At 73.6% G+C, this 22826-nt stretch carries 19 protein-coding genes, 1 pseudogene and 1 CRISPR repeat array; of the genes and pseudogenes, 14 read left to right on the forward strand and 6 right to left on the reverse strand.

Features of this window, described 5'->3' with window-relative positions; all coding sequences use genetic code 11:
• Positions 1–69: 69 nt before the first annotated feature.
• The 3 genes and pseudogenes from O7628_RS20965 to O7628_RS20975 form a co-directional block, all read right to left on the reverse strand.
• Positions 70–1137: an NADH:flavin oxidoreductase/NADH oxidase gene (locus O7628_RS20965; RefSeq protein WP_278132971.1), complete on the reverse strand. Its 1068-nt coding sequence runs from the start codon at positions 1135–1137 to the stop codon at positions 70–72.
• A gap of 189 nt (positions 1138–1326) precedes the next feature.
• Positions 1327–2562: pseudogene (locus O7628_RS20970) on the reverse strand (dicarboxylate/amino acid:cation symporter); the annotation flags it as partial.
• A gap of 51 nt (positions 2563–2613) precedes the next feature.
• Positions 2614–2751 (reverse strand): hypothetical protein, encoded by a 138-nt coding sequence (locus tag O7628_RS20975; protein ID WP_278132972.1) that lies wholly within the window; start codon positions 2749–2751, stop codon positions 2614–2616.
• Positions 2752–2992: 241 nt separating this feature from the next.
• Here O7628_RS20975 and pcaF point away from each other — a divergent pair, with 241 nt between their 5' ends.
• The 4 genes from pcaF (at position 2993) to O7628_RS20995 (ending at position 8001) form a co-directional block, all read left to right on the forward strand.
• A complete protein-coding gene (gene pcaF / locus O7628_RS20980) occupies positions 2993–4198 on the forward strand; it encodes a 3-oxoadipyl-CoA thiolase (RefSeq protein WP_278132974.1) in 1206 nt (401 codons plus the stop codon).
• Positions 4199–4378: 180 nt separating this feature from the next.
• Positions 4379–5191, forward strand: a complete 813-nt coding sequence (locus O7628_RS20985; protein WP_074473862.1) for an SAM-dependent methyltransferase — start codon at positions 4379–4381, stop codon at positions 5189–5191.
• 123 nt (positions 5192–5314) lie between these two features.
• The gene (locus O7628_RS20990; RefSeq protein WP_278132976.1) at positions 5315–7504 is read left to right on the forward strand and encodes an EAL domain-containing protein; all 2190 of its coding nucleotides are present in this window, start codon (positions 5315–5317) and stop codon (positions 7502–7504) included.
• The gene (locus O7628_RS20995; RefSeq protein ID WP_278132978.1) at positions 7501–8001 is read left to right on the forward strand and encodes a DUF456 domain-containing protein; all 501 of its coding nucleotides are present in this window, start codon (positions 7501–7503) and stop codon (positions 7999–8001) included. The genes O7628_RS20990 and O7628_RS20995 overlap by 4 nt, the downstream gene beginning before the upstream one ends.
• Before the next feature lie 522 nt (positions 8002–8523).
• Positions 8524–8977: a CRISPR direct-repeat array (repeat unit 28 nt; unit sequence GGATCACCCCCGCGTGCGCGGGGAACAG).
• 144 nt (positions 8978–9121) lie between these two features.
• On the opposite strand, the gene O7628_RS21000 is transcribed toward O7628_RS20995, so the two are convergent.
• Both O7628_RS21000 and O7628_RS21005 read right to left on the reverse strand, forming a co-directional pair.
• Positions 9122–9310 (reverse strand): DUF397 domain-containing protein, encoded by a 189-nt coding sequence (locus tag O7628_RS21000; protein ID WP_278132980.1) that lies wholly within the window; start codon positions 9308–9310, stop codon positions 9122–9124.
• Positions 9297–10094, reverse strand: a complete 798-nt coding sequence (locus O7628_RS21005; RefSeq protein WP_278132982.1) for a helix-turn-helix transcriptional regulator — start codon at positions 10092–10094, stop codon at positions 9297–9299. The genes O7628_RS21000 and O7628_RS21005 overlap by 14 nt, the downstream gene beginning before the upstream one ends.
• 251 nt (positions 10095–10345) lie before the next feature.
• On the opposite strand from O7628_RS21005, the gene O7628_RS21010 reads away from it, so the two are divergent.
• The 8 genes from O7628_RS21010 (at position 10346) to O7628_RS21045 (ending at position 20751) form a co-directional block, all read left to right on the forward strand.
• On the forward strand, positions 10346–10603 hold the full coding sequence (locus tag O7628_RS21010) for a hypothetical protein (RefSeq protein ID WP_278132984.1): 258 nt from the start codon (positions 10346–10348) through the stop codon (positions 10601–10603).
• Positions 10600–10893, forward strand: coding sequence for a hypothetical protein (locus O7628_RS21015; RefSeq protein WP_278132986.1), 294 nt, complete (start codon positions 10600–10602; stop codon positions 10891–10893). The genes O7628_RS21010 and O7628_RS21015 overlap by 4 nt, the downstream gene beginning before the upstream one ends.
• Positions 10894–10960: 67 nt before the next feature.
• Positions 10961–12553 (forward strand): amino acid permease, encoded by a 1593-nt coding sequence (locus O7628_RS21020; protein WP_278132988.1) that lies wholly within the window; start codon positions 10961–10963, stop codon positions 12551–12553.
• A gap of 23 nt (positions 12554–12576) precedes the next feature.
• Complete coding sequence (locus O7628_RS21025; RefSeq protein ID WP_278132990.1) at positions 12577–13941, forward strand: glutamine synthetase family protein; 1365 nt, start codon at positions 12577–12579, stop codon at positions 13939–13941.
• Positions 13942–14105: 164 nt separating this feature from the next.
• The gene (locus O7628_RS21030) at positions 14106–15452 is read left to right on the forward strand and encodes an aldehyde dehydrogenase family protein (protein ID WP_278136371.1); all 1347 of its coding nucleotides are present in this window, start codon (positions 14106–14108) and stop codon (positions 15450–15452) included.
• 1 nt (position 15453) lies between these two features.
• Complete coding sequence (locus O7628_RS21035; RefSeq protein WP_074473869.1) at positions 15454–16221, forward strand: 3-oxoacyl-ACP reductase; 768 nt, start codon at positions 15454–15456, stop codon at positions 16219–16221.
• A gap of 92 nt (positions 16222–16313) precedes the next feature.
• Positions 16314–16862 carry a pyridoxamine 5'-phosphate oxidase family protein gene (locus O7628_RS21040; RefSeq protein WP_278132991.1) on the forward strand — a complete coding sequence of 183 codons (549 nt, stop codon included), beginning with the start codon at positions 16314–16316 and terminating at the stop codon, positions 16860–16862.
• A gap of 151 nt (positions 16863–17013) precedes the next feature.
• Positions 17014–20751, forward strand: a complete 3738-nt coding sequence (locus O7628_RS21045) for a SpoIIE family protein phosphatase (protein WP_278132993.1) — start codon at positions 17014–17016, stop codon at positions 20749–20751.
• A gap of 58 nt (positions 20752–20809) precedes the next feature.
• On the opposite strand, the gene O7628_RS21050 is transcribed toward O7628_RS21045, so the two are convergent.
• Positions 20810–21124 (reverse strand): STAS domain-containing protein, encoded by a 315-nt coding sequence (locus O7628_RS21050; RefSeq protein ID WP_074474049.1) that lies wholly within the window; start codon positions 21122–21124, stop codon positions 20810–20812.
• A 128-nt stretch (positions 21125–21252) separates the two neighbouring features.
• Between O7628_RS21050 and map the strand changes: the two genes are divergently transcribed.
• Positions 21253–22110 (forward strand): type I methionyl aminopeptidase, encoded by an 858-nt coding sequence (map, locus tag O7628_RS21055; RefSeq protein ID WP_278132995.1) that lies wholly within the window; start codon positions 21253–21255, stop codon positions 22108–22110.
• Positions 22107–22820 carry a VIT1/CCC1 transporter family protein gene (locus O7628_RS21060; RefSeq protein ID WP_278132998.1) on the forward strand — a complete coding sequence of 238 codons (714 nt, stop codon included), beginning with the start codon at positions 22107–22109 and terminating at the stop codon, positions 22818–22820. The genes map and O7628_RS21060 overlap by 4 nt, the downstream gene beginning before the upstream one ends.
• Positions 22821–22826: the final 6 nt, after the last annotated feature.

The raw sequence follows: 22826 nt of genomic DNA on the forward strand, positions 1-22826 counted from the left end.
CCCACCCTGCGGCCAGCATCGAGTCCGTCGGCTGTCCCCGGGCCGGCCCGGGGACAGCCGACGGGTGGGTCAGAAGGCGCGCTCGTACTGGGCGGGCCAGTCGGGCGTCGCGCCGAGCTTCGCCGCCGCCCGGCGGGGCCAGTACGGGTCGCGCAGCAGCTCCCGCCCCAGCAGCACCAGGTCCGCCTCCCCGCCGGCCACGATCTGCTCGGCCTGTTCCGGCTCGACGATCAGGCCGACCGCCCCCGTCGGGACGCCCGCCTCCCGGCGGATCCGGGCCGCGAGCGGCACCTGGTAGCCGGGGCCGACCGGGATGGTCGCCTGGGGGGCCGCGCCGCCGGACGAGGCGTCCACCAGGTCGACGCCGGCCGCCGCCAGCTCCCCGGCGAGCACCACGCTGTCCTCGACGGTCCAGCCGCCCTCGGTCCAGTCGGTGGCGGAGATCCGGGCCAGCACCGGGACGCGCTCGCCGACCGCCGCGCGCACCGCGCGGGCCACCTGGAGGGTCAGCCGCATCCGGCCCGCCCGGTCCCCACCCCAGCCGTCGGCGCGGTGGTTGGTCAGCGGCGAGAGGAACTCGTGCAGCAGGTACCCGTGCGCGGCGTGGATCTCCACCGCGGCGAAGCCGGCGTCCACCGCGCGGCCGGCGGCGGTGGCGAACGCCGACACCACCGCCGCGATCCCCGCCTCGTCGAGCGCGGTCGGCACCCGGTAGTCCGGCACGAACGGCTCCGCGCCGGGGCCGACCGGCGTCCAACCGCCGTCGGCGTCGGGCACCCCGCCGCGCCGGGGCGCCCACGGCCCGTACGTCGACGCCTTGAACCCGGCGTGCGCGAGCTGCACCGCCGGCACCGCGCCCTGCGCCGCGACGAACGCGGTGACCGGCCGCCACGCGTCGACGTGCGCGTCGGACCAGAGCCCGACGTCCTGCGGGCTGATCCGGCCCTCGGGCACCACGGCGGTCGCCTCGGTGAGCACCAGGCCCGCGCCGCCCACCGCGCGGGAACCCAGGTGTACGCGGTGCCAGTCGGTCGGCAGGCCGTCGGGGCCCGCGCTGTACTGGCACATCGGGGCCAGGGCGACCCGGTTGGGCAGGGTGACGGCGCGCAGCGCCAGGGGCGTGAACAGGCTGCTCATGCGGTGATCCTCTCCGAGCTGTCAGGCGGGGGCGGGAGCCGGCTCCCCGGCGCGGGCGGGCCGGCCGGCGTCGCCCGTCGCGGGTCCGGCGCGGCCGGTGTCGCTCGTATCGGGTTCGGGGTGGTCGGTGTCGGCCGGCTCGGGGTCGGTGAGGCCGCGGCGGCCGGTGTCGGCAGGCTCGGGGTCGGTGAGGTCGCGGCGGCCGGCCGAGTCGTACGCGGCCCGGTCGAGCGTGCCCTCCCGGGCGGCCACGATGGTCGGCACGACGGCCTGGCCGGCCACGTTGGTGGCGGTGCGGATCATGTCCAGGATCGGGTCGATGGCCAGCAGCAGGCCGGCGCCGGCCAGCGGCAGGCCCAGCGTGCTCAGGGTCAGGGTGAGCATCACGATCGCGCCGGTCAGGCCGGCGGTGGCCGCCGAGCCGACCACGGACACGAACGCGATGAGCAGGTAGTCGCCGACGCCCAGCTCCACCCCGAAGACCTGCGCGACGAAGATCGCCGCGAGGGCCGGGTAGATCGCGGCGCAGCCGTCCATCTTCGTGGTCGCGCCGAACGGCACCGCGAACGAGGCGTACTCGCGGGGGACGCCGAGGCGCTCGACGGAACGCTGGGTCACCGGCATGGTGCCGACCGAGGAGCGGGAGACGAACGCCAGCTCGATCGCCGGCCACGCCCCGGCGAAGAAGCGCAGCGGGTTGAGGCGGCCGGCGGCGAGCAGCAGCAGCGGGTAGACCACGAACAACACGATCGCGCAGCCGACGTACACGGCGGTGGTGAACTTCGCGAGCGGGGCCAGCAGGTCCCAGCCGTACGAGGCGACGGCGTTGCCGATGAGGCCGAGGGTGCCGACCGGGGCGAGCCGGATCACCCACCACAGCGCCTTCTGCACGATGCTCAGCAGCGACCGGTTGAGCGCCACGAACGGCTCGGCGGCCTCGCCGACCAGCAGTGCCGCCGCGCCCACCACGAGGGCGAGGAAGACGATCTGGAGCACGTTGCCCTCGACGAACGCGCCGACGGGGTTGGTCGGCACGATTCCGGTGAGGAAGTCGGTCCAGGAGCCGGTGGTCTTCGGCGGGGCGGCGGCGCCCACGTCGAGGGTGACGCCCCGGCCGGGGTCGGTGAGCAGGCCGAGGCCGATGCCGATGCTCACCGCGATCAGCGCGGTCGCGCCGAACCAGAGCAGCGTCTTGAGCGCCAGCCGGGCGGCGTTGGCGACGCCGCGCAGGCTGACCACGCTGACCACGATGGCGGTGAAGACCAGGGGCGGCACGGCCAGCTTGAGCAGCTGGACGAAGAGGCCGCCGACGGTGTCGAGGGTGCCGGCCAGCCAGCTCAGGTCGTTGGCGCGGGCGACGAAGCCCAGCACCACGCCGAGCACGAGGCCCAGCAGGATCTGGAGGGAGAAGGGAAACTTGCGCAGGGCGGAAGCCATGGGAACGTCCAAGCGGGGAGATCGGCGGTCGGGCGGGCGTCAGGAGGAGACGGGCCGCGCCGGACAGACGCCGCTGGCCTGCCGTCGGAGGTCGACGTACAGGCGGACGGTGAGGTCCCAGACGTTGGTCATCGCCAGCCGACGATACGCCCGCCACTCGCCGGGTGGAAGGATCACTCCGCGTGAGGCTCCTTACACAGTCGCCCGTCGATGCGAGGGTCGCGTGCCGCGGGCCCTGCGTCAGAACGTTAGGAAGGGCCCCCTGTACAACAGAATGCGTTAACAAGGGGCCCTTCCTTGCCCCCCGGCGGGTGGGCGGGCCGCGCCGGGCGGCTGCCCCCGCGGATATCCTGGGGCCGCCCCGCCGCGACCCGGCGGGCCCGCAATGTCGGCCTTCCCACCCCGAAGGACTACGTCGATGACCGTGGCATACCTCGTGGCCGGTGTCCGCACCCCGATCGGCCGGTACGCCGGCGCACTCGCCGGGGTGCGCCCCGACGACCTCGCCGCGCACGTGATCCGGGAGCTGGTGGCCCGCCACCCGTCGGTGGACTGGGCCCGCGTCGACGACGTGGTCCTCGGCTGCGCCAACCAGGCGGGCGAGGACAACCGCAACGTCGCCCGGATGGCGGCGCTGCTGGCCGGGCTGCCCGGCGAGGTGCCCGGCAGCACCGTCAACCGGCTCTGCGGCTCCGGCCTGGACGCCCTGGCCACCGCCGCCCGGCAGGTCGTGGCCGGCGAGGCGGAACTGGTCGTGGCCGGCGGCGTGGAGAGCATGAGCCGCGCGCCGTTCGTCATGCCGAAGGCCACGACCGCGTTCTCCCGCGCCGCCGAGGTCTACGACACCACGATCGGCTGGCGGCTGGTCAACCCGCTGATGGAGCGGGGCTGGGGCATCGACTCGATGCCGGAGACGGCGGAGAACGTGGCCGCCGAATTCGGCGTGGACCGCGCCGCGCAGGACGCGTTCGCGTACCGGTCGCAGCAGCGGGCCGCGAAGGCGCAGGCCGACGGCCGGTTCGCCGAGGAGATCGTGCCGGTGACGGTGCCGGCGGGCCGGCGCGAGACGAAGCTGGTCGACGTCGACGAGCACCCCCGGGAGACGACGCTTCCGAAGCTCGCCGCGCTGCCCACCCCGTTCCGCGAGGGCGGCACGGTGACCGCCGGCAACTCCTCCGGGGTCAATGACGGCGCGGTGGCGTTGCTGGTGGCCGGCGAGGCGGCGGTGGCCCGCTACGGTCTGACCCCGCTGGCCCGCGTCGCCGGGGCGGCGGCGGCCGGCGTGCCGCCGAGGATCATGGGGATCGGGCCGGTCCCGGCGACCCGCAAGCTGCTCGACCGGCTCGGCGTCGGCCTCGACGCCGTCGACGTGATCGAGCTGAACGAGGCGTTCGCCGCGCAGTCGGTGGCGGTGCTGCGCGAGTGGGGCCTGCCCGAGGACGCCGAGCACGTCAACCCCAACGGCGGGGCCATCGCCCTGGGCCACCCGCTGGGGGCCAGCGGCGCCCGGCTGGCCCTGACCGCCGCCCTGGAGCTGCGCCGCCGCGACGCCCGGCGGGCGGTGGCGACCATGTGCGTCGGGGTGGGACAGGGCATCGCGCTGATGCTGGAGTCAGCCGGCTGACCGGCCGCCCGGCCACGTCCCGGTCGGGAAACAGACCTCGCGGATGGTGGAACCTGCGGCTTAGAGTGTGGAACACCACAGACCCGCGGGTCTGCCGGTCGGCGTGCCCGGCGTCCCCGTGCCGTGTCCGACGACCGGCACGGCCCGTGCCGCGGCGACCACTGGCGGGAGCGACACAGGATGGCGGACGGACTTCCCACCGAGATCGACCTGAGTCGACCGAGCGCGGCCCGGGTCTACGACTACTTCCTCGGCGGCGCGCACAACTTCGAGATCGACCGGCAGTTGGCCGAGCAGATCGCCAGCATGACGCCGAACCTGGCCGCCACCATGCGGGCGGGCCGGGAGTTCCTGCGCCGGGCGGTCCGGGCGCTGCTCGACGCCGGCATCGACCAGTTCCTCGACATCGGCTCGGGAATTCCCACCGTCGGCAACGTCCACGAGGTAGCGCAGGCCGCGAACCCGAAGGCCCGGGTGGTGTACGTCGACATCGACCCGGTGGCCGTGGCGCACAGCCGGGAGCTGCTGGCCGGCAACGACCTGACCGGGGTGATCCACGCCGACCTGCGGCAGCCCGAGGCGATCCTCGCCGCGAGCCGGGCCATGGGCCTGCTCGACCTCGACCGCCCGGTCGGCATCCTGCTCGCCGGGGTGGTCCACTTCGTCCCGGACGCCGACCGCCCGGCCGACGTCCTCGCCACCCTGCGGGCGGCCGCCGCCCCGGGTAGCTTCCTTGTCGTGTCGCACTCCACCTTCGAGGACCAGCCGCAGGAGATGCTGGACGCCCAGCGGCTGTCGGCGCGTACCGCCACCGAGATCACGCTGCGCTCCCGCGCCGAGATCACCGGCTTCTTCGGCGACTGGACGATCCTGGAGCCGGGCGTGGTGCACATGCCGCTCTGGCGTCCCGACTCGCCGTCCGACGTGGACGCCCACCCCGAGCGGTTCGGCGCGTTCGGCGGCGTCGCCCGGTACGACCAACCCGCCGGCTAGGCCGACGTGACAGCCGTGCCGGAAGCCGGCGGCGACGCCACAGCCAGGCCGGAACCCGGCGATGACGCGACAGCCGCGCCGGCAGCCGGCGACGACGCGACAGCCGGCGACACCAGCACCGCCGTGCCGGCGACCGGCGGTGCGGGCTTCAGCCGGGCCGGCGCCCAGTCGTACGCCGCCGCGTGGGCCCGCGCGGCCCGCCGGCTCGGCTTCGTGCCGCTCAGCGCCGCCGAGACCGAGCGGCTGCTCCTCGGCCACACCGAGCACCTGGCCGGGGCGCTGCTGGCCGAGGCGTTCACCGCCCGGCCGGCAGAGAACGTCGGCCGGGCGCTGGTCGAGGCGCACCTGGCCGAGCCGGGCCTGCTCGACTGGTCGGTCGCGGCGCTCGGGGACCGGTTCGTCGCCCAGGTGCTGCCCGAGAGGGCGGGCCGCCCCGGCACCGCCCAGCGGGTCGCCGCGCTCCAGGGCGGGCTCGCCGCCGGGTTCGCCCGGGCGCTGCGCGACCGCACCTTCACCCAGCAGGAACGCATCGCCCGCAGCGCCTGGCAGGCGCGGGACCTCGTCGAGCAGGCGCTGCGCGACAGCGAGGCGCGGTTCCGGGCCGTCTTCGTCGGTGCGGCCATCGGCATCGGCATCGCCGGCGTCGACGGGCAGATCATCGAGGTGAACCAGGCGTTCGCCGACATGCTGGGCTACAGCGTCGACGAGCTGCGCCGCACGAACGTGGCATCGTTGTTCCACCCCGACGACGCCGCCGGCATGTGGGAGCTCTACCAGGCCCTCATCGAGGGCAAGCACGACGCGGCCCGGGTGGAGAAGCGCTACTACCGCAAGGACGGCAGCATCGTCTGGACGGACCTGGCCGTCTCGCTGATCCGGCACGACGACGGCCGGCCACGCTTCACCGTGGCGATGATCGAGGACATCACCGAGCGGTACGAGCTGCAACAGCGGCTGCGCTTCCAGGCGCTGCACGACCCGCTCACCGGCCTGCCCAACCGTACGCTGTTCTTCGAGACCCTCGGCCAGGTCCTCGCCGACGCGGGCCCGGACCACCGGATCGGGGTCTGCTTCCTCGACCTCGACGGTTTCAAGGCGGTCAACGACAGCCTCGGGCACGACCTCGGCGACCGGCTGCTGGTGGTGATCGCCCGGCGGCTGGCCGAGTGCGTCGCCGGGCACGGGCACCTCGTCGCCCGGATGGGCGGCGACGAGTTCGTCATCCTCGTCGACGGCGGCGAGGACATCGACGACGCGGTGGGCGTCGCCGAGATGGCCCTCGCCGCCGTCTCCGCCCCCGTGCACGTCGGCGACCAGCAGCTGGCCGTCTCCGCCAGCATCGGCATCGTCGAGTGCCCGGCGGGGGAGACCAGCCCGTCGGAGCTGATGAAGGCCGCCGACACCACCCTGTACTGGGCGAAGGCCGAGGGCCGGGGCCGGTGGGCCGTCTACGACCCCGAACGCAGCGCCCGCGACATCGCCCGCTCCGCGCTGGTCGCCGGCCTGCCCGCCGCGCTGGACCGGGGCGAGTTCGTGGTCCACTACCAGCCGATCGTGTCGCTGCTCGACTCGTCGATGGTGGCCGTGGAGGCGCTGGTCCGCTGGCAGCACCCGGAGTTGGGCCTGGTCGGGCCGGACCAGTTCATCGGGCTGGCCGAGGAGACCGGGCTCATCGTCCGCCTCGGCGAATGGGTGCTGGGGCAGGCGTGCCGCGACGCCGAGGCGTGGCGTCGCGAGTTCCCCGAGGCGAAACTGATCGTCAGCGTCAACCTGGCGGCCCGGCAGGCCAACGACCCGGCCATCGTCGAGACGGTCGCGGGCGCGCTGGGCCGCACCGGCCTCCCGGCCGCGCTGCTCCAGCTCGAACTGACCGAGAGCGCCGTGATGGGCACCGCCGGTGAGCCGCTGCGCGCGCTGCACCAGCTCGCCGACCTGGGCGTACGGCTGGCGATCGACGACTTCGGCACCGGATACTCGAACCTGGCGTACCTGCGGCGGATGCCCATCCACTGCCTCAAGCTGGCGGGGCCGTTCGTGGAGGGCATCCGGCCCGGCGGGGTGGACCTGTCCACGGACGCTGCCACTTCCGCAGCCTCCGCCGACCACCGCGACGAACGGATCGTGGACGCGCTGGTGCGGCTGGCGCACGCGCTGGAACTGTGGGTGACCGCCGAGGCGGTGGAGACGGAGGCGCAGGCGGAGCGGCTGCGGTCGCTGCGCTGCGACACCGGGCAGGGGCGCTGGTTCGGCCCGCCCGTGCCGGCGGCCCAGATCACCGCCCGGCTGCGCGACGATGCGGAGGGTGCGCCATGAGTCTCACCGACTCGCAGGCCGTGGTGTCGATCGTGGCCGCGCTGGCCATCCTGGCCGGGCTCGCCGGGGTGATCGTGCCGGGCCTGCCCGCGCTGCCGCTGTGCTGGGGCGGCGTGCTGGTCTGGGCGATCTTCGGCACCGCCGGGGCGGGCCGCTGGCTGGTGCTGGCCGCCGCCACGGTCGTCGCCGTCGGCGGCGGCGTCGTCAAGTACCTGTGGCCGGGGCGCAACCTGAAGAATGCCGGCGTGCCGACGTCGTCGCTGCTCGCCGGCGGGGTGCTGGGGCTGGTCGGCTTCTTCGTGCTCCCGGTCGTCGGCCTGGTCGTCGGGTTCGTCGGCGGGATCTGGGGAGCCGAACGGCTGCGGCTGGGCAGCAACCAGCTCGCCTGGCCGTCGACGGTGCACGCGCTCAAGGCCGCCGGGCTGTCGATGCTGGTGGAGTTCCTCGCCGGGCTGGTGATCGCCGTGCTCTGGGTGGGCGGGCTGATCTTCGCCTGAGCGTCGGGTGTGGCCGGTGCGGCGGCGCGGGGCGGTGCGCCACGTGTGAGAGAGAGGTGAACGCCCCGCGCCGCCGCGGGCCGGGCGGTGCCGAGCGCCCGGCGGGGCCCGTCCGGATCGGGCCTGGTCACAGGCTCAAGGATGCCCGTCGCGGGCTGGTCGCGGCAAGGCGATTACCTGGGTACGGGGGTGGGGCGCGTTCGTTGCGGTGTGTGGTGGTGGGGCGTGTTCGTTGCGGTGCGTCGTGGTGGGGGTTCGCCGGGGCCCGCCCGCTCCGGGCGGTCAGGCTTGATCCCTGCGCGGGCGGGCCCCGGCGAACCCCTGACCTGCTTGCGGTCCATCCGCGCACGCGCGGTGCCATTCGACGGGGTGCGCGGCTGCCAGGGGGAAAGATCGTGCTCGATCAGGGAAAGAGTCCCCACGCTGCGAGTGGGAAGCCACTCTTTCATTGATTGAGCGCGATCTTGCGGGCGGCAACCGCCGGCATCGGGTGTCGGGCTGCCGGCCGGTCGAGTCCGGTTGGGATTACCCCCGCGTGCGCGGGGAACAGGGCGCGCTAGTGGTCGACACGGTCGGTACCTCCGGATCACCCCGCGTGCGCGGGGAACAGGTCACGAGCGCGATCTTCCCGCTGAGATCGACCGGATCACCCCCGCGTGCGCGGGGAACAGTCGGCCCGGCTTGCCGGTCCCGTCGTTGCCGACGGATCACCCCCGCGTGCGCGGGGAACAGGCAAGAAAAGCGTCTGACAGATCCTTGCCCATGGGATCACCCCCGCGTGCGCGGGGAACAGCCCTTCCGCTATCTGTAAATCGTAAACCTCATAGGATCACCCCCGCGTGCGCGGGGAACAGGCGAGCGCGCGGACGGACGGGCGCATCGCGACGGGATCACCCCCGCGTGCGCGGGGAACAGCCCAGCAGCGCGTCCAGGGACGCGCGGGCGTTGGGATCACCCCCGCGTGCGCGGGGAACAGACTTGCTGACCTGGGCCGCTAAAGATCAACTACCTCGTTTTCCTTCACTTTGCACCACAAGATCCTCTCCTGGCTGCGACTGTTCGGCGACGCACGCGAGGCTGTGCTGTCACCGGGTGGCCTCGCGTGCGGGCCAGAGCAAGGTCAGGGGTGCTTGGCGTGCTCGACGAACGCGCGCCAGGTCTGCGGGGTGAACGCGAGCACGGGACCGGAGGGGTCCTTGCTGTCCCGGACGGCGACGACATTGGTCAGGTTGGCGGCCACCTCCACGCAGTCGCCGCCGCTCGTGCCGCTTCGGGTGGACTTCTTCCATCGCGCGCTACTGAGGTCCATGTTGGCTCTCCACTTCCTTCATCAGAGCGAGGGACAGGTCGCGCGGCAGGGCGAGTCCTCTCACACCCTCCCATCGTCCCAGAAGCGTAGCCATCTCATCCTCGCTGTCGGTGACCAAGCCGGAGAGCTGGTTCTCCAGGTGTCCCACCCAGCCCCCATCGGCGGACCTGGCCAGAGCGAGTGGGCCGGACAGTCCGACGTGCAGGCCGGTGTAGCTCGGGATGACGTGGATGTGGACGTGGGGGAGGTCGGCCATTCGCAGCAGGTGAGCGAGTTGTTCGGCCATGATGGCGTCGGTGCGGCGTAGGGCTGCCTCGTCGATCACGGCAATCACTTGGGGCGGGTGTTCGCGTACCAGGATGTCCTGCCGCTCCAGGCGGGCCGCGACCTGCCGCTCGACCTCCGCCTCGGGCTTGGTGTCGTCGAAGCGCAGCACGGCGCGGGCGTAGTTCTCGGTCTGGAGCAGGCCGGGGACGAGCGTGGGGTTGAAGTATCGGAGCTGCGTGGCGTTGCGCTCGGCCTCCAGCCACGGGCGGAACCACGAGGGCTGGCCGTCCCGTTCGGCCATCCGCAGCAGGGACTCGAACAGGCCGCCCGTGTCGAGCACCTCGTCCATGCGCTTGACGTACGCCTTGTCGAGCGGCCGGGTGCCGGTTTCCACCGCCGAGATCGTCGAGGCGGAGTAGTTCGCGCGTCGGCCGAGTTCCTCCTGGTTGAGGCCGGCGGCTGTCCGGATGCGACGGAGCTGCGTGCGTATCAGATCGGCGGTCTGTTCGCTTTCCATGCCTTCTCCAGATCTTCGTCGTGCTCGCCAGGCGTCGCCCGGTCCTGCTGGGCGTCGTCGAGGGCTGCCGAGCGCGGCGCGGTGACTCCGGAGGTGCTCCGGGACCAGGCGCGATGGCTTCTCAGCGTAGTTCCGCGATCAGCAGACTGTCACCCGGCGGGCCGGTGTGCAGGGTGTTGCCCGCCCGGTCTTCGAGTCAGGGAGGGGCACATGCGCAGGAATCGTGGTGGGCGGCACCCGGGGTGTCCACGGTGAATCCGCTGGTCGTCGTGCGTGACGTGCTGACGCTTCAGCCGTGTGACTACTGCATCGGGCAGGTGGTGCTGCGGCTGAAGGTCACCTACGTTCCCCGGTACGCGAACTTCCTGGCGTCGTCGTGGGTGCGGCTGGAGGGGCTGGAGCTGCGCCCCGACGGCACGCCGGGCCGGGAGCGCGTCGTCATGGTCCGGGTGCAGGCGATCCGCGACACCCCGCCGGTCCGCCCGGTGCCGGAGGTGCGGGGGCGGTGACGGGCCGACACCCGCCGAGGTACGCGGAGCTGAGGTGCGGGGACCTGCTGCACGTCACGGGGGCCGCCAGCGTGCAGTTCGTCCGGCCGATCCTCTTCCGGGTGATCCGGGACCACGAGGACTGGCACACCTACCACGGGTGGCTGTGGCTGGACGGCTACGAGGTCGACGCGCGGGGCTACGCCGTGGCCCGCCGCTCGATCTTCGTGCAGCCGGCGGGGCTGCGCCGGTTGGCCGACGCCCCGCGTCCGGTGGCGGCGCGTCCGGGGCGACAGGCCGTGGCGTATTGACCATCGTGATCGGCGGGACGAGACTCGGGCGCACGCGTTTCCGGCAATCCTCGCCAGGAGGTGTGCAGTGGCCACGACGCCCGCACCGACCGCCGATCAGCCGATGGACGACGACGCCCGGCGGCTCGCCGAACTCGGTTACCAGCAGGAGTTGCGCCGCAAGTGGAGCGGCTTCTCCAACTTCGCGATCTCGTTCTCGATCATCTCGATCCTGGCCGGCTGCTTCACCACGTTCGGCCAGGCGTGGAACAACGGTGGGCCGGTCGCCATCTCCTGGGGCTGGCCGCTGATCTCGCTGTTCATCCTGGTCATCGGGTTCTGCCTGGCCGAGCTGGTGTCGGCGTACCCGACGGCGGGCGGCATCTACTGGTGGGCGGCGAAGATGGGCCGGCCGGTGCACGGCTGGTTCACCGGCTGGCTCAACCTGATCGGCCTGGTGGCGGTCACCGCGTCGGTCGACTACGGCTGCGCCACGTTCCTCAATCTCACCCTGTCGGCGCTGTTCGACGGCTGGGCGGGGACGCTGCGGCAGGCGTTCGTGCTGTTCGTGATCATTCTGGCGCTGCACGGGCTGATCAACATCTTCGGGCACCGGATCATCGACGTACTCCAGAACGTCTCGGTGTGGTGGCACGTGGCCGGCGCGGCGGCCGTGGTCGCCATCCTGGTGTTCGTCCCGGAGGAGCACCAGAGCTTCCAGTTCGTCTTCACCGAGCGGTTCGACAACTCCGGCTTCGGCGACGGCGGCACCGGCGGGTGGACCTTCTGGTTCTACGTGCTGCCGCTGGGCTTCCTGCTCACCCAGTACACGATCACCGGCTTCGACGCCTGCGCGCACGTGTCGGAGGAGACCCGGGGCGCGTCGAAGGCCGCCGCGCAGGGGCTGTGGCGGTCGATCTTCTATTCGGCGGTGGGCGGCTGGATCCTGCTGCTCGCGTTCCTGTTCGCCGCCACCGACGTGGACGCCATCAACGCGGCCGGCGGGTTCTCCGGCGCGATCTTCGAAACGGCGCTCACCCCGTTCTTCTTCAAGGCCGTCATCATCATTTCCACCATCGGGCAGTTCTTCTGCGGCATGAGCTGCGTGACGTCGATGTCGCGGATGGCGTACGCGTTCAGCCGGGACCGGGCGGTGCCGGGCTGGCGGCTCTGGTCGAAGGTGGACCGCAACGGCACCCCGGTCAACGCGATCGTCGGCGCGACCGTGGCCGGGCTGGTGCTCACCCTGCCGGCGCTCTACGAGAGCCCGTCCGGCATCCCGGTCGCTTTCTACGCGGTGGTCTCGGTCGCGGTGATCGGGCTCTACCTCTCCTTCGTCATTCCTATCGTGCTGCGGCTGCGGATGGGCGACCGGTTCACCCCCGGCCCGTGGACGCTCGGCCGCCGCTACAAGGTGCTCGGCTGGGTCGCGGTGGTCGAGATCGCGATCATCTCGGTCTACTTCGTGCTGCCGATCGTGCCCGCCGGGGTGCCCGGCCACGCCGACTTCAGCTGGTCGGCGGTCAACTACGCGCCGCTCGCCGTGGGCGGGGTGCTGCTGGTGGTGGCCGTCTGGTGGTACGCCTCGGCGCGCACGTGGTTCACCGGCCCCCGCCGCACGATCGAGGGGTTTGCCGACGCGCCCGGGGCGGGCATTGACGGTGATCCGGTCAGGCAGTAGACCTTGGTGATGGAGGCCCGCGCATGAGCAGAGCACCGCTGTCCCTCGAAGAGTTACGGGCGGCGGTCGCCGCCGGCAAGCTCGACACCGTGGTGCTGGCCCTGGTCGACATGCAGGGCCGGTTGCAGGGCAAGCGGTTCCATGCGCCGTTCTTCCTCGACCAGGTGGCGGAGCACGGCAGCGAGGGGTGCAACTACCTGCTCGCCGTCGACGTCGACATGAACACCGTCGACGGCTACGCGATGTCGAGCTGGGAGCGCGGGTACGGCGACTTCGCCATGGTGCCCGACCTTGAGACGCTGCGCCGGGTGCCGTGGCAGCCGGGGACGGCGATGCTCCTGGCCGACCTGGCGTGGCTGGACGGGTCCGGCCCGGTGGCCGCGTCGCCCCGGCAGATCCTGCGCCGCCAGCTCGACCGGCTCGCCGCGCACGGCCTGACCGCGTACGCGGGCACGGAGCTGGAGTTCGTCCTCTACCGCGACTCGTACGAGGACGCGTGGCGGCGCGGCTACCGTGAGTTGACCCCGGCAAACCAATACAACGTGGACTATTCGCTGCTCGGCACGTCCCGGGTGGAGCCGCTGCTGCGGCGCATCCGCACCGAGATGGCCGGCGCGGGCCTGACCCCGGAGAGCGCGAAGGGCGAGTGCAACCTCGGCCAGCACGAGATCGCCTTCCGCTACGACGAGGCGGTGGCCTGCGCCGACCACCACGTGATCTACAAGAACGGGGCGAAGGAGATCGCCGCCCAGGAGGGCATGTCGATCACCTTCATGGCCAAGCCGAACGCGCGGGAGGGCAACTCCTGCCACATCCACTTCTCGCTGCGCGACGCCGACGGGCGCTCGGCGATGCTCGGCGACGGGCCGGCGCACCTGAGCGTCACCGGGCAGCGGGTGCTGGCCGGGCTGCTCGACACGATGCGGGAGTTCAGCCTGCTGTTCGCCCCGAACGTCAACTCCTACAAGCGTTACCAGCCGGGCTCGTTCGCCCCGACGGCGCTGCGCTGGGGCACCGACAACCGCACCTGCGCGCTGCGGCTGGTCGGCCACGGCCAGGGCATGCGGGTGGAGAACCGGGTGCCGGGGGCGGACGTCAACCCGTACCTGGCGATCGCCGCCCTGGTGGCGGGGGCGGTGCACGGCATCGAGCGGGAGTTGGAGCTGGGCGAGGAGTGCACCGGCAACGCGTACGACGATCCGGCCGCCGAGCGGGTCCCCGGCACCCTGCGCGACGCCCTCGGCCTGTGGGAGTCGTCGACGATCGCCCGCGCGGTCTTCGGCGACGAGGTCCACGCCCACTACGCCAACATGGCGCGCGTGGAGCTGCGCGCCTTCGACGCCGCGGTGACGGACTGGGAACTCCAACGCGGCTTCGAACGCCTCTGACCCACCCCTTTTCTCTCCCGCGATCTTGCAGTTGGGGCCCCTGCCATGGGAGCTTGGCGGCATTTGTGGGGGCCGAAACTGCAAGATCGCGGGACCGGGAGCGGGACCGGGACCGGGAGCTGGAGCTGGAGAGGGAGGGCAGCAGGGTGGGGGACGTGACGCGGGTGGTTGATCCCGCCAGCGGGGCGGTGGTGGGGGAGGTCGGCGCCACGACGGCCGGGGAGGTCGATGCCGCCATCGGGCGGGCCGCCGCCGCCTTTCCGCGGTGGCGCGACGTCGCGCCGGGGGAGCGGGCGCGGCTGCTGCGGCGGTTCGCCGCCCTGGTCGACGCACACCTGGAGGAGCTGGCGCTGCTGGAGGTGCGCAACTCGGGGCACACCATCGGTAACGCCCGCTGGGAGGCCGGCAACGTCCGCGACGTGCTCGACTACTACGCGGGCGCGCCGGAGCGGCTGACCGGGCGGCAGATCCCCGTGCCCGGCGGGCTGGACGTCACCTTCCACGAGCCGCTGGGCGTGGTCGGGGTGATCGTGCCGTGGAACTTCCCGATGCCCATCGCCGCGTGGGGGTTCGCCCCGGCGCTCGCCGCCGGCAACACGGTGGTGCTCAAGCCGGCCGAGCTGACCCCGCTGACCGCGCTGCGCCTGGCCGAGCTGGGCCGCGACGCCGGCCTGCCCGAGGACGTGTTCACCGTGCTGCCGGGCCGCGGCGACGTGGTCGGTGAGCGGTTCGTCACCCATCCGGCCGTCCGCAAGGTGTGCTTCACCGGGTCCACCGAGGTCGGCACCCGGATCATGGCCGGCTGCGCCGCCCAGGTGAAGCGGGTGACCCTGGAGCTGGGCGGCAAGAGCGCGAACGTCGTCTTCGCCGACGCCGACCTGGAGCGGGCGGCGGCCACCGCGCCGTACGCCGTCTTCGACAACGCCGGCCAGGACTGCTGCGCCCGGTCGCGGATCCTGGTGCAGCGCCCGGCGTACGACCGGTTCCTGGAGCTGCTGGAGCCGGCCGTGCGGGCGCTGCGGGTGGAGGACCCGGCGCGGGAGACGGCCGAGATGGGCCCGCTGATCTCCGCCGCCCATCGGGACCGGGTCGCCGGGTACGTCGACGGGGCGCGGGTGGCGTTCACCGGCTCCCGCCCCGACGGCCCCGGCTTCTGGTACGCCCCGACGGTGCTGCTCGCCGACTCCCCGGCCGACCGGCACTGGCGGGAGGAGATCTTCGGCCCGGTCGTGTCGGTGCTCCCCTTCGACGACGAGGCGGACGCGGTCCGGCTGGCCAACGACACCGACTACGGCCTGTCCGGCTCGGTCTGGACGCGGGACGTGGGCCGGGCGCTGCGGATGGCGCGGGCGGTCGAGGCGGGCAACCTCAGCGTCAACTCGCACTCCTCGGTGCGCTACTGGACCCCGTTCGGCGGGATGAAGCGTTCCGGGCTGGGCCGCGAGCTGGGCCCGGACGCGCTGCACGCCTTCACCGACGTCAAGAACGTGTTCATCAGCACGGAGGAGTGAGATGCAGGGACGGCTTGAGGACCGGGTCGCGGTCGTGACCGGGGCGGGCAGCGGGATCGGGCTGGCCACCGCGCGGCGGTTCGCCGCCGAGGGGGCGCGGGTGGTCTGCGTCGACGTCGACGCGGCGGCGGGCGGGCGGGCGGCGCAGGAGGTGGGCGGCGAGTTCGTCGCCTGCGACGTGGCCGACGAGGCGGCCGTGCGGGACCTGTTCGACGGGGTGGCCCAGCGGCACGGCCGGGTGGACGTGGCGTTCAACAACGCCGGCATCTCCCCGCCGGACGACGACTCGATCCTGGAGACGGGGCTCGACGCCTGGGAGCGGGTGCTGCGGGTCAACACGACGAGCGTCTACCTGTGCTGCAAGTACGCGATCCCGCACATGCGCCGGCAGGGCAAGGGCTCGATCATCAACACGGCGTCGTTCGTGGCGCTGATGGGGGCGGCCACCTCGCAGATCGCGTACACGGCGAGCAAGGGCGGGGTGCTGGCGATGACCCGGGAGCTGGGCGTGCAGTTCGCCCGGGAGGGCATCCGGGTCAACGCGCTGTGCCCCGGGCCGATCGCCACCCCGCTGCTGATGGAGCTGTTCGCCGCCGACCCGGAGCGGGCCGCCCGCCGCCTCGTGCACGTGCCGATGGGCCGGTTCGGCCAGCCGGAGGAGATCGCCGCGGCGGTGGCGTTCCTGGCCAGCGACGACTCGTCGTTCATGACGGCCGCGCAGTTCGTGGTCGACGGCGGGATCACCGGCGCGTACGTCACCCCGCTGTGAGCCGCGGCGGGGCCGGCCCGCACCCCGGCCCCGCCGTCCCGCCATGCGGAAGGGTTGTCCCACTTTTCGGTAGGCGGTGCCAGGATGGCGACATGAAGGTTCACGAGGCCATCGACGGGCGGCTGCGCGAGTTCATCGAGGAGCAGCCCGTCTTCTTCGTCGCCACCGCGCCCTCCGGGGCCGACGGGCACGTCAACCTCTCGCCGAAGGGCATGCGCGGCACCTTCGTCATCCTCGGCCCACACCGGGTGGCGTGGATCGACTTCCACGGCAGCGGCGCGGAGACGATCGCCCACCTGCGGCAGAACGGCCGCATCACGCTCATGTTCTGCGCCTTCACCGGGCCGCCGAACATCGTCCGGCTGCACGGCCGGGGCACGGCGGTGACGGTGGAGGACGCCGGCTTCGCCGAGCGGCTCGCCGACTTCCCCGACCCGCCGGACCTGCACTCCGCCCGCGCGGTGATCACCGTCGACGTCGAGCGGGTCAGCGACTCCTGCGGGTACGCCGTCCCCCTGATGCGGTACGAGGGCGACCGGGACCTGTTGATCCGCGCGCACTCCCGCCGCACCGCCGAGGACCTGGTGACCTACCGGGCCACGAAGAACGCCGCGAGCATCGACGGCCTGTCGGTCTTCTGACCCCCGGCGGCGTCCCGCGCGGATGAGACGCGGGTAACCAGCGCATCACGGCGGGGATGCGTTACGTTGCTGGTCCGTCTGGGTAGAAGGCGGGGCACGGCGGCGGCGATCATGCGGTCGCCGGGGGGCAACGGCCGGCGCGGGAGGATGCATGAGCTCGGCCCAGGGGGGCGAGGACGGGCAGCATCCGTCCGTCGGAGCCGTCGAGGAGGCGTTCCCGCCGCTGCTCACGGCCGCGTGCGCCGCCGGCGGCGAGATGGGGGAACGCCTGCTCCGCTTCGACTGGGCGGCCAGCCCGCTCGGCGCCCCGTCCGGCTGGCCGCCGGCGCTGTGCCACGCGGTCGCCATGATGCTCTCCTCCCGGGCGCAGATCGTCATGTTCTGGGGCCCGGAGCACCGCGCCTTCTACAACGACGCCTACCTGCCGACCATCGGCGACAAGCACCCCCACGCCGTCGGCCAGCCCGCCCACCAGCACTGGCGGGAGACCTGGGACGTGCTCGGGCCCCTGCTGGACTCGGTGCACAAGACCGGCGAGCCCTACCGGGGCGAGAACCACCCCTTCGTGCTGCACCGGCACGGCTTCCTGGAGGACGTCTACTTCGACATCTCGTACGACCCGATCCGCGCCGCCGACGGCGGCATCGACGGCGTCCTCTGCCTGGTCAACGAGACCACCGGGCGGGTGCTCGGCGAGCGCCGGCTGCGCGCCCTGGCCGAGCTGGGCTCCGAGCTGGCCGAGGCGGAGGACGTCGCGGCCCTGGGCCGGGTCGCCGCCGGGGTGCTCGACCAGCACCGGGCGGACGTGCCGTTCGCCCTGATCTACCTCCGCGACGACGCGGGGCGGCTCACCCTCGCCGGGCGCAGCGGCACCGGGTCGCCCGCCCCCGGCGGGCGCGGCGGCGGCGACGCCACCGGGGCGGCCGGGCGGCTGCCGCTCGGCGAGGCGGCCACGGCGGTCGTGAGCCGCGTCGCCGACGGCGGGTCCGCCGCCACCATCGACGCGGCCGACCTGCTGCCGCAGCTCGACGCCGGCACGGCCGCGCGGGCGCTGGTGCTGCCGGTCACCGCGACCCACGAGCCGGTGGGCGCGCTCGTCGTGGGCGTCTCCGCCCGGCTGCCGCTCACCGACGAGTACCGCACCTTCTTCGACCTGATCGCCGCCCAGCTCTCCCGCGCCGTGGGCCGGCAGCGGGCGTACGAGCAGGAGCGGGCCCGGGCGGCCGAGCTGGCCGCGCTGGACCGCGCCAAGACGAGCTTCTTCGCCAACGTCAGCCACGAGTTCCGCACCCCGCTGACCCTCGTGCTGGGCCCGCTGGAGGAGCTGCTCGCCGACCCGACGCTGCCCGACCCCCACCTCGACCGGCTCACCATGATGCACCGCAACGCGCTGCGCCTGCTCAAGCTGGTCAACACGGTGCTCGACTTCTCCCGCCTGGAGTCCGGCCGGCTCGCCGCCCACTACCAGCCCACCGACCTGGCCGACTACACCGCCCGGCTGGCCAGCACCTTCCGCTCGGCCACCGAACGCGCCGGCCTGCGCCTGGTCGTCGACTGCCCGCCGCTGCCCGCGCCGGTCCACGTCGACCGGGACATGTGGGAGAAGGTCGTGCTCAACCTCGTCGCCAACGCGGTCAAGTTCACCTTCGACGGCGAGGTCCGGGTCCGCGTCCGGGCGGTGGACGGCGCGGCCCGGCTGGAGGTCGCCGACACCGGCGTCGGCATCGCGCCCGAGGAGCTGCCGCACGTCTTCGAGCGGTTCCACCGGGTCCCCGGCGTCCGCTCCCGCACCCACGAGGGCACCGGGATCGGGCTGGCGCTGGTCCGGGAGCTGGTGGAGATGCACGGCGGCCGGGCCGAGGCGCGCAGCGTCGTCGACGGGGGCAGCACGTTCGTCGTGACCGTGCCGTTCGGCACCGCCCACCTGCCGGCCGACCGGGTCGCGGCCGACGCGCCGGCCGAGCCGGCGGAGCTGGGCCAGGCCCGCCTCTTCGCGGCCGAGACCGCGCTGTGGACCGGCCCGCCCGGCCAACCCGCGGCCGGGGGGACGGGCGCGGCGACCGGCTCGACCGGCGGTGGGCGGGCCGCGGCGGGCCGCATCCTGATCGCCGACGACAACGCCGACCTGCGCGAACACGTCAGCCGGTTGCTGGGCGCGTCGTGGGAGGTGGTGGCCGTGCCGGACGGCGTCGAGGCGCTGCGCCTGGCCGTGGAGACGCCCTTCGACCTGGTGCTCACCGACGTGATGATGCCCCGGCTCGACGGCTTCGGCCTGGTGACCGCGCTGCGCGCCGACCCGCGTACCCGGCACGTGCCGATCGTGCTGCTGTCGGCCCGGGCCGGCTCGGCGGAGGCCGTCGCCGGCCTCGCCGTCGGCGCGGACGACTACCTGACCAAACCGTTCTCCGGCGAGGAGCTGATCGCCCGGGTCCGGGCGAACGTCGAGCTGGGCCAGCTCCGGGGGCAGATCATCCGGCGGCTGCGCGCCCTGGCCGACGCCGCCGTCGCCGTGAACACCGCCCGCACCACCGCCGAGGTGCTCCAGGTGGCAGCCCGGCACGCGCTCGGCCTCGCCGAGGCGGTCCGGGTGGTGGCCACCGCCACCGGGGCCCGCTACGAGGCGGACGGCGGCGGGACGGCCGCCGTCGAACCGTCCGCCGTGCTGCCGTTGACCGGCAGCGCCGGGGAGACACTGGGCGAGCTGCGGGTCTGGGGGCACGCCGAGGACGCCACCGACCCCGGCCACGCCGCGCTGACCCAGCTCGCCCGGCTGGTCGGCGTGCGGCTGGAGAACGCCCAGCTCTACGAGGCCGAGCACCGCATCGCCACCACCCTCCAGCACAGCCTGCTGCCCCGGTCGCTGCCCCGGCTGCCCGGGGCGGTGGTGGCCAGCCGCTACCTGCCCGGCAGCGCCGACGCCGAGGTCGGCGGCGACTGGTACGACGTGATCCGGCTCGACGACGACGAACTGGTCCTGGTCATCGGCGACGTCGTCGGCAAGGGCGTGCGGGCCGCCGCCTCGATGGGCCAGCTCCGCAACGCGCTGCGGGCGTACGTGCTGGAGGGCTACGACCCCGGCGAGTCGCTGACCCGGCTCAACCGGCTGGTCGGCTCCGCCGAGCAGCCGTCCTTCGCGACCGTGGTCTGCCTGCGCTTCGCGCCCCGCACCGGCCGGCTCCGCTACGCCAGCGCCGGGCATCCGTCCCCCCTGCTGATCCGAGGAGACGACGTGGCGTTCCTGCACGACCGCGCGCTCGGGCCGCCGGTCGGCGCGATCCCCGGCGCGTCGTACCGGACCGTGGACGACGCGCTGGCCCCGGGGGCCCGGCTGCTGCTCTACACCGACGGGCTGATCGAGGACCGGCAGCTCGGCCTCGACGCGGCCCTGGAGCAGCTCCGCGCCGACGCCGCCGGCGGCGAGCACGTTGCCGACCTGGTCGACGCGGTCGTGGCGCGGGTCGCCGCGCGCCCCCGCCGCGACGACGTGGCGGTGCTCGCGCTGGAGGCGACCGAACCGCACCGGTTCGCGCTGCGGCTGCCCGCCGACCCCACCCGGCTGAGCGTGCTGCGCCGGCGGCTGGAGGACTTCCTCACCGCCCACCGGGTCGGCGAGAACGACCTGTTCGACCTCACCGTCGCGGTCTCCGAGGCCGCGGCGAACGCCATCGAGCACCCGGTCTCCCCGGCCGAGCCGACCATCGGCGTGGAGGTGACCATCGCCGACGGCACGGTGGTGGCGACGATCCGGGACAGCGGGCAGTGGCGGGAGTCGACCGGCGCGGGCTTCCGCGGGCGCGGGCTGGCGTTGATCAGGGCCCTCGGCGACCTGACGGTCAGCCGTACCGCCGAGGGCACGCAGGTGACGCTGAGCCGGCGGCTGCGGGGCTGAGCGCGGGTGCCTCGGGCCGGGGCCGCCGGGCGGTGGCCGGGGCCCCACCGGGCGGGGCTCAGGCGGGGGCGACCCACCCCTGACCGGCCAGGCCGGAGATCTCCAGCACCCGGCGGACCTGCCGCGACGGCAGCACGGTGAGCGCGCCCGGGAAGCGCTGGGCGAGCCGGACCACGGCGTGGATCGCCGCCGAGTCGAAGAACGTGACCCCCCGCAGGTCGAGGGTCACCCGACCGGCCGGCTCACGCAGCGCGGCCTGGAGCATCGTGTCGGCGGTGGCCATGTCCACCTCGCCGGCGACCACCACGCGGACGTGGTCGCCGTCGGTCTCCGTGCGGGCGGAGAAGACGGGAGCGGCACCCCCTTGATCCACGCAGAACACGATGGCACAGCGGCAGGGGGTCGGCAACAACCGGTCGGCCGAGGCCGCGCCCCGGTGTCGCCGGCGTCGCCGGGCACCGGCCGCCCCGCCCGACGCCGGCCCGGCGATAGGCTTGCCCCATGACCGCCCGTGCGCCGCTGACCCCCGGCACGCTCACCCCGACGCGACCGGTGCCGCCCCACATCGTCCGCCCGGAGTACGTGGGCAAGAAGCAGCCCCGCCAGTGGACCGGATCGCACGTGCAGACCCCGGAGACCATCGAGCGGATGCGGGTCGCCGGCCGGCTCGCCGCCCAGGCCACGCAGCTCGCCGGCGAGCACTGCAAGCCGGGGGTGACCACCGACGAGATCGACCGGGTGGTGCACGAGTTCCTCTGCGACCACGGTGCCTACCCGTCGACGCTGGGCTACAAGGGCTTCCCGAAGTCCTGCTGCACCAGCCTCAACGAGGTGATCTGCCACGGCATCCCCGACTCCACCGTGCTGCTCGACGGCGACATCGTCAACGTCGACGTCACCGCGTACATCGGCGGGGTGCACGGCGACACCGACGCCACCTTCTGCGTCGGCGAGGTCGCCGAGGAGGCCCGGCTGCTGGTCGAGCGGACCCACGAGGCGATGCTGCGGGGGATCAGGGCCGTCGCCCCGGGCCGGCAGATCAACGTGATCGGCCGGGTCATCGAGTCGTACGCCAGGCGGTTCGGCTACGGGGTGGTCCGCGACTTCACCGGCCACGGCATCGGGGAGGCCTTCCACAGCGGCCTCTACGTGCCGCACTACGACAGCCCCCGGCCCACCGACGTGATGGAGCCGGGCATGACGTTCACCATCGAGCCGATGATCACCCTCGGCACCCACCAGTACGACATGTGGGACGACGGCTGGACGGTCGTCACGAAGGACCGGAAGTGGACCGCCCAGTTCGAGCACACGATCCTCGTCACCGAGGACGGCCACGAGATCCTGACCCTGCCGTGAGCGACACCCCGGCGGCGCTGCGCGAGGCGCACCACGCGGACGTGTCCGGCGGCTGGCTGCGGCCGGCCGTGTTCGGCGCGATGGACGGCCTGGTCACCAACATCGCCCTGATCGCGGGCGTCGGCGGTGGCGGGGTGTCGCCGCGCAGCATCGTGCTCACCGGCACCGCCGGCCTGGTCGCCGGCGCGATCTCGATGGGCCTCGGCGAGTACACGAGCGTCCGCTCGGCCAACGAGCAGGTCGCCGCCGAGGTCGCCAAGGAGCGCCGCGAGCTGGAGCGGCACCCGGACGCGGAGGCCCGCGAGCTGGCCGACGCGTGGGTGGCCCGGGGCCTGTCCCGCGACCTCGCCACGCAGGTCGCCGAGGCGGTGCGGGCCAACCCGGAGGAGGCGCTGCGGGTGCACGTCCGGGAGGAGCTGGGCGTCGACCCGGACGACCAGCCGAGCCCGTGGGCGGCGGCGATCTCGTCGTTCCTGTTCTTCTCGGTCGGGGCGCTGGTCCCGCTGCTGACCTACCTGCTCGGGGCCACCAGCCTGTGGCTCGCGCTGGCCGTCGGCGGGGTCGGGCTCTTCACGGCCGGGGCGATCGTGGCCCGGTTCACCAACCGCGCCTGGTGGAGCAGCGGCCTGCGGCAGCTCCTCCTCGGCGCGGCGGCGGCCGCCGCGACCTACCTGATCGGCGCCCTCATCGGCATCCAGGGCGGCCTGTAAAGGAAG

The organism is Micromonospora sp. WMMD956 (assembly GCF_029626125.1).
Lineage (GTDB): Bacteria > Actinomycetota > Actinomycetes > Mycobacteriales > Micromonosporaceae > Micromonospora > Micromonospora carbonacea.

Coding starts and splice junctions, on each gene's coding strand:
- O7628_RS20965 (WP_278132971.1), bottom strand. CDS start 1,137: ATGAGCAGCCTGTTCACGCCCCTGGCGCTGCGCGCCGTCACCCTGCCC.
- pcaF (WP_278132974.1), top strand. CDS start 2,993: ATGACCGTGGCATACCTCGTGGCCGGTGTCCGCACCCCGATCGGCCGG.
- O7628_RS20985 (WP_074473862.1), top strand. CDS start 4,379: ATGGCGGACGGACTTCCCACCGAGATCGACCTGAGTCGACCGAGCGCG.
- O7628_RS20995 (WP_278132978.1), top strand. CDS start 7,501: ATGAGTCTCACCGACTCGCAGGCCGTGGTGTCGATCGTGGCCGCGCTG.
- O7628_RS21000 (WP_278132980.1), bottom strand. CDS start 9,310: ATGGACCTCAGTAGCGCGCGATGGAAGAAGTCCACCCGAAGCGGCACG.
- O7628_RS21005 (WP_278132982.1), bottom strand. CDS start 10,094: ATGGAAAGCGAACAGACCGCCGATCTGATACGCACGCAGCTCCGTCGC.
- O7628_RS21025 (WP_278132990.1), top strand. CDS start 12,577: ATGAGCAGAGCACCGCTGTCCCTCGAAGAGTTACGGGCGGCGGTCGCC.
- O7628_RS21035 (WP_074473869.1), top strand. CDS start 15,454: ATGCAGGGACGGCTTGAGGACCGGGTCGCGGTCGTGACCGGGGCGGGC.
- O7628_RS21040 (WP_278132991.1), top strand. CDS start 16,314: ATGAAGGTTCACGAGGCCATCGACGGGCGGCTGCGCGAGTTCATCGAG.
- O7628_RS21045 (WP_278132993.1), top strand. CDS start 17,014: ATGAGCTCGGCCCAGGGGGGCGAGGACGGGCAGCATCCGTCCGTCGGA.
- map (WP_278132995.1), top strand. CDS start 21,253: ATGACCGCCCGTGCGCCGCTGACCCCCGGCACGCTCACCCCGACGCGA.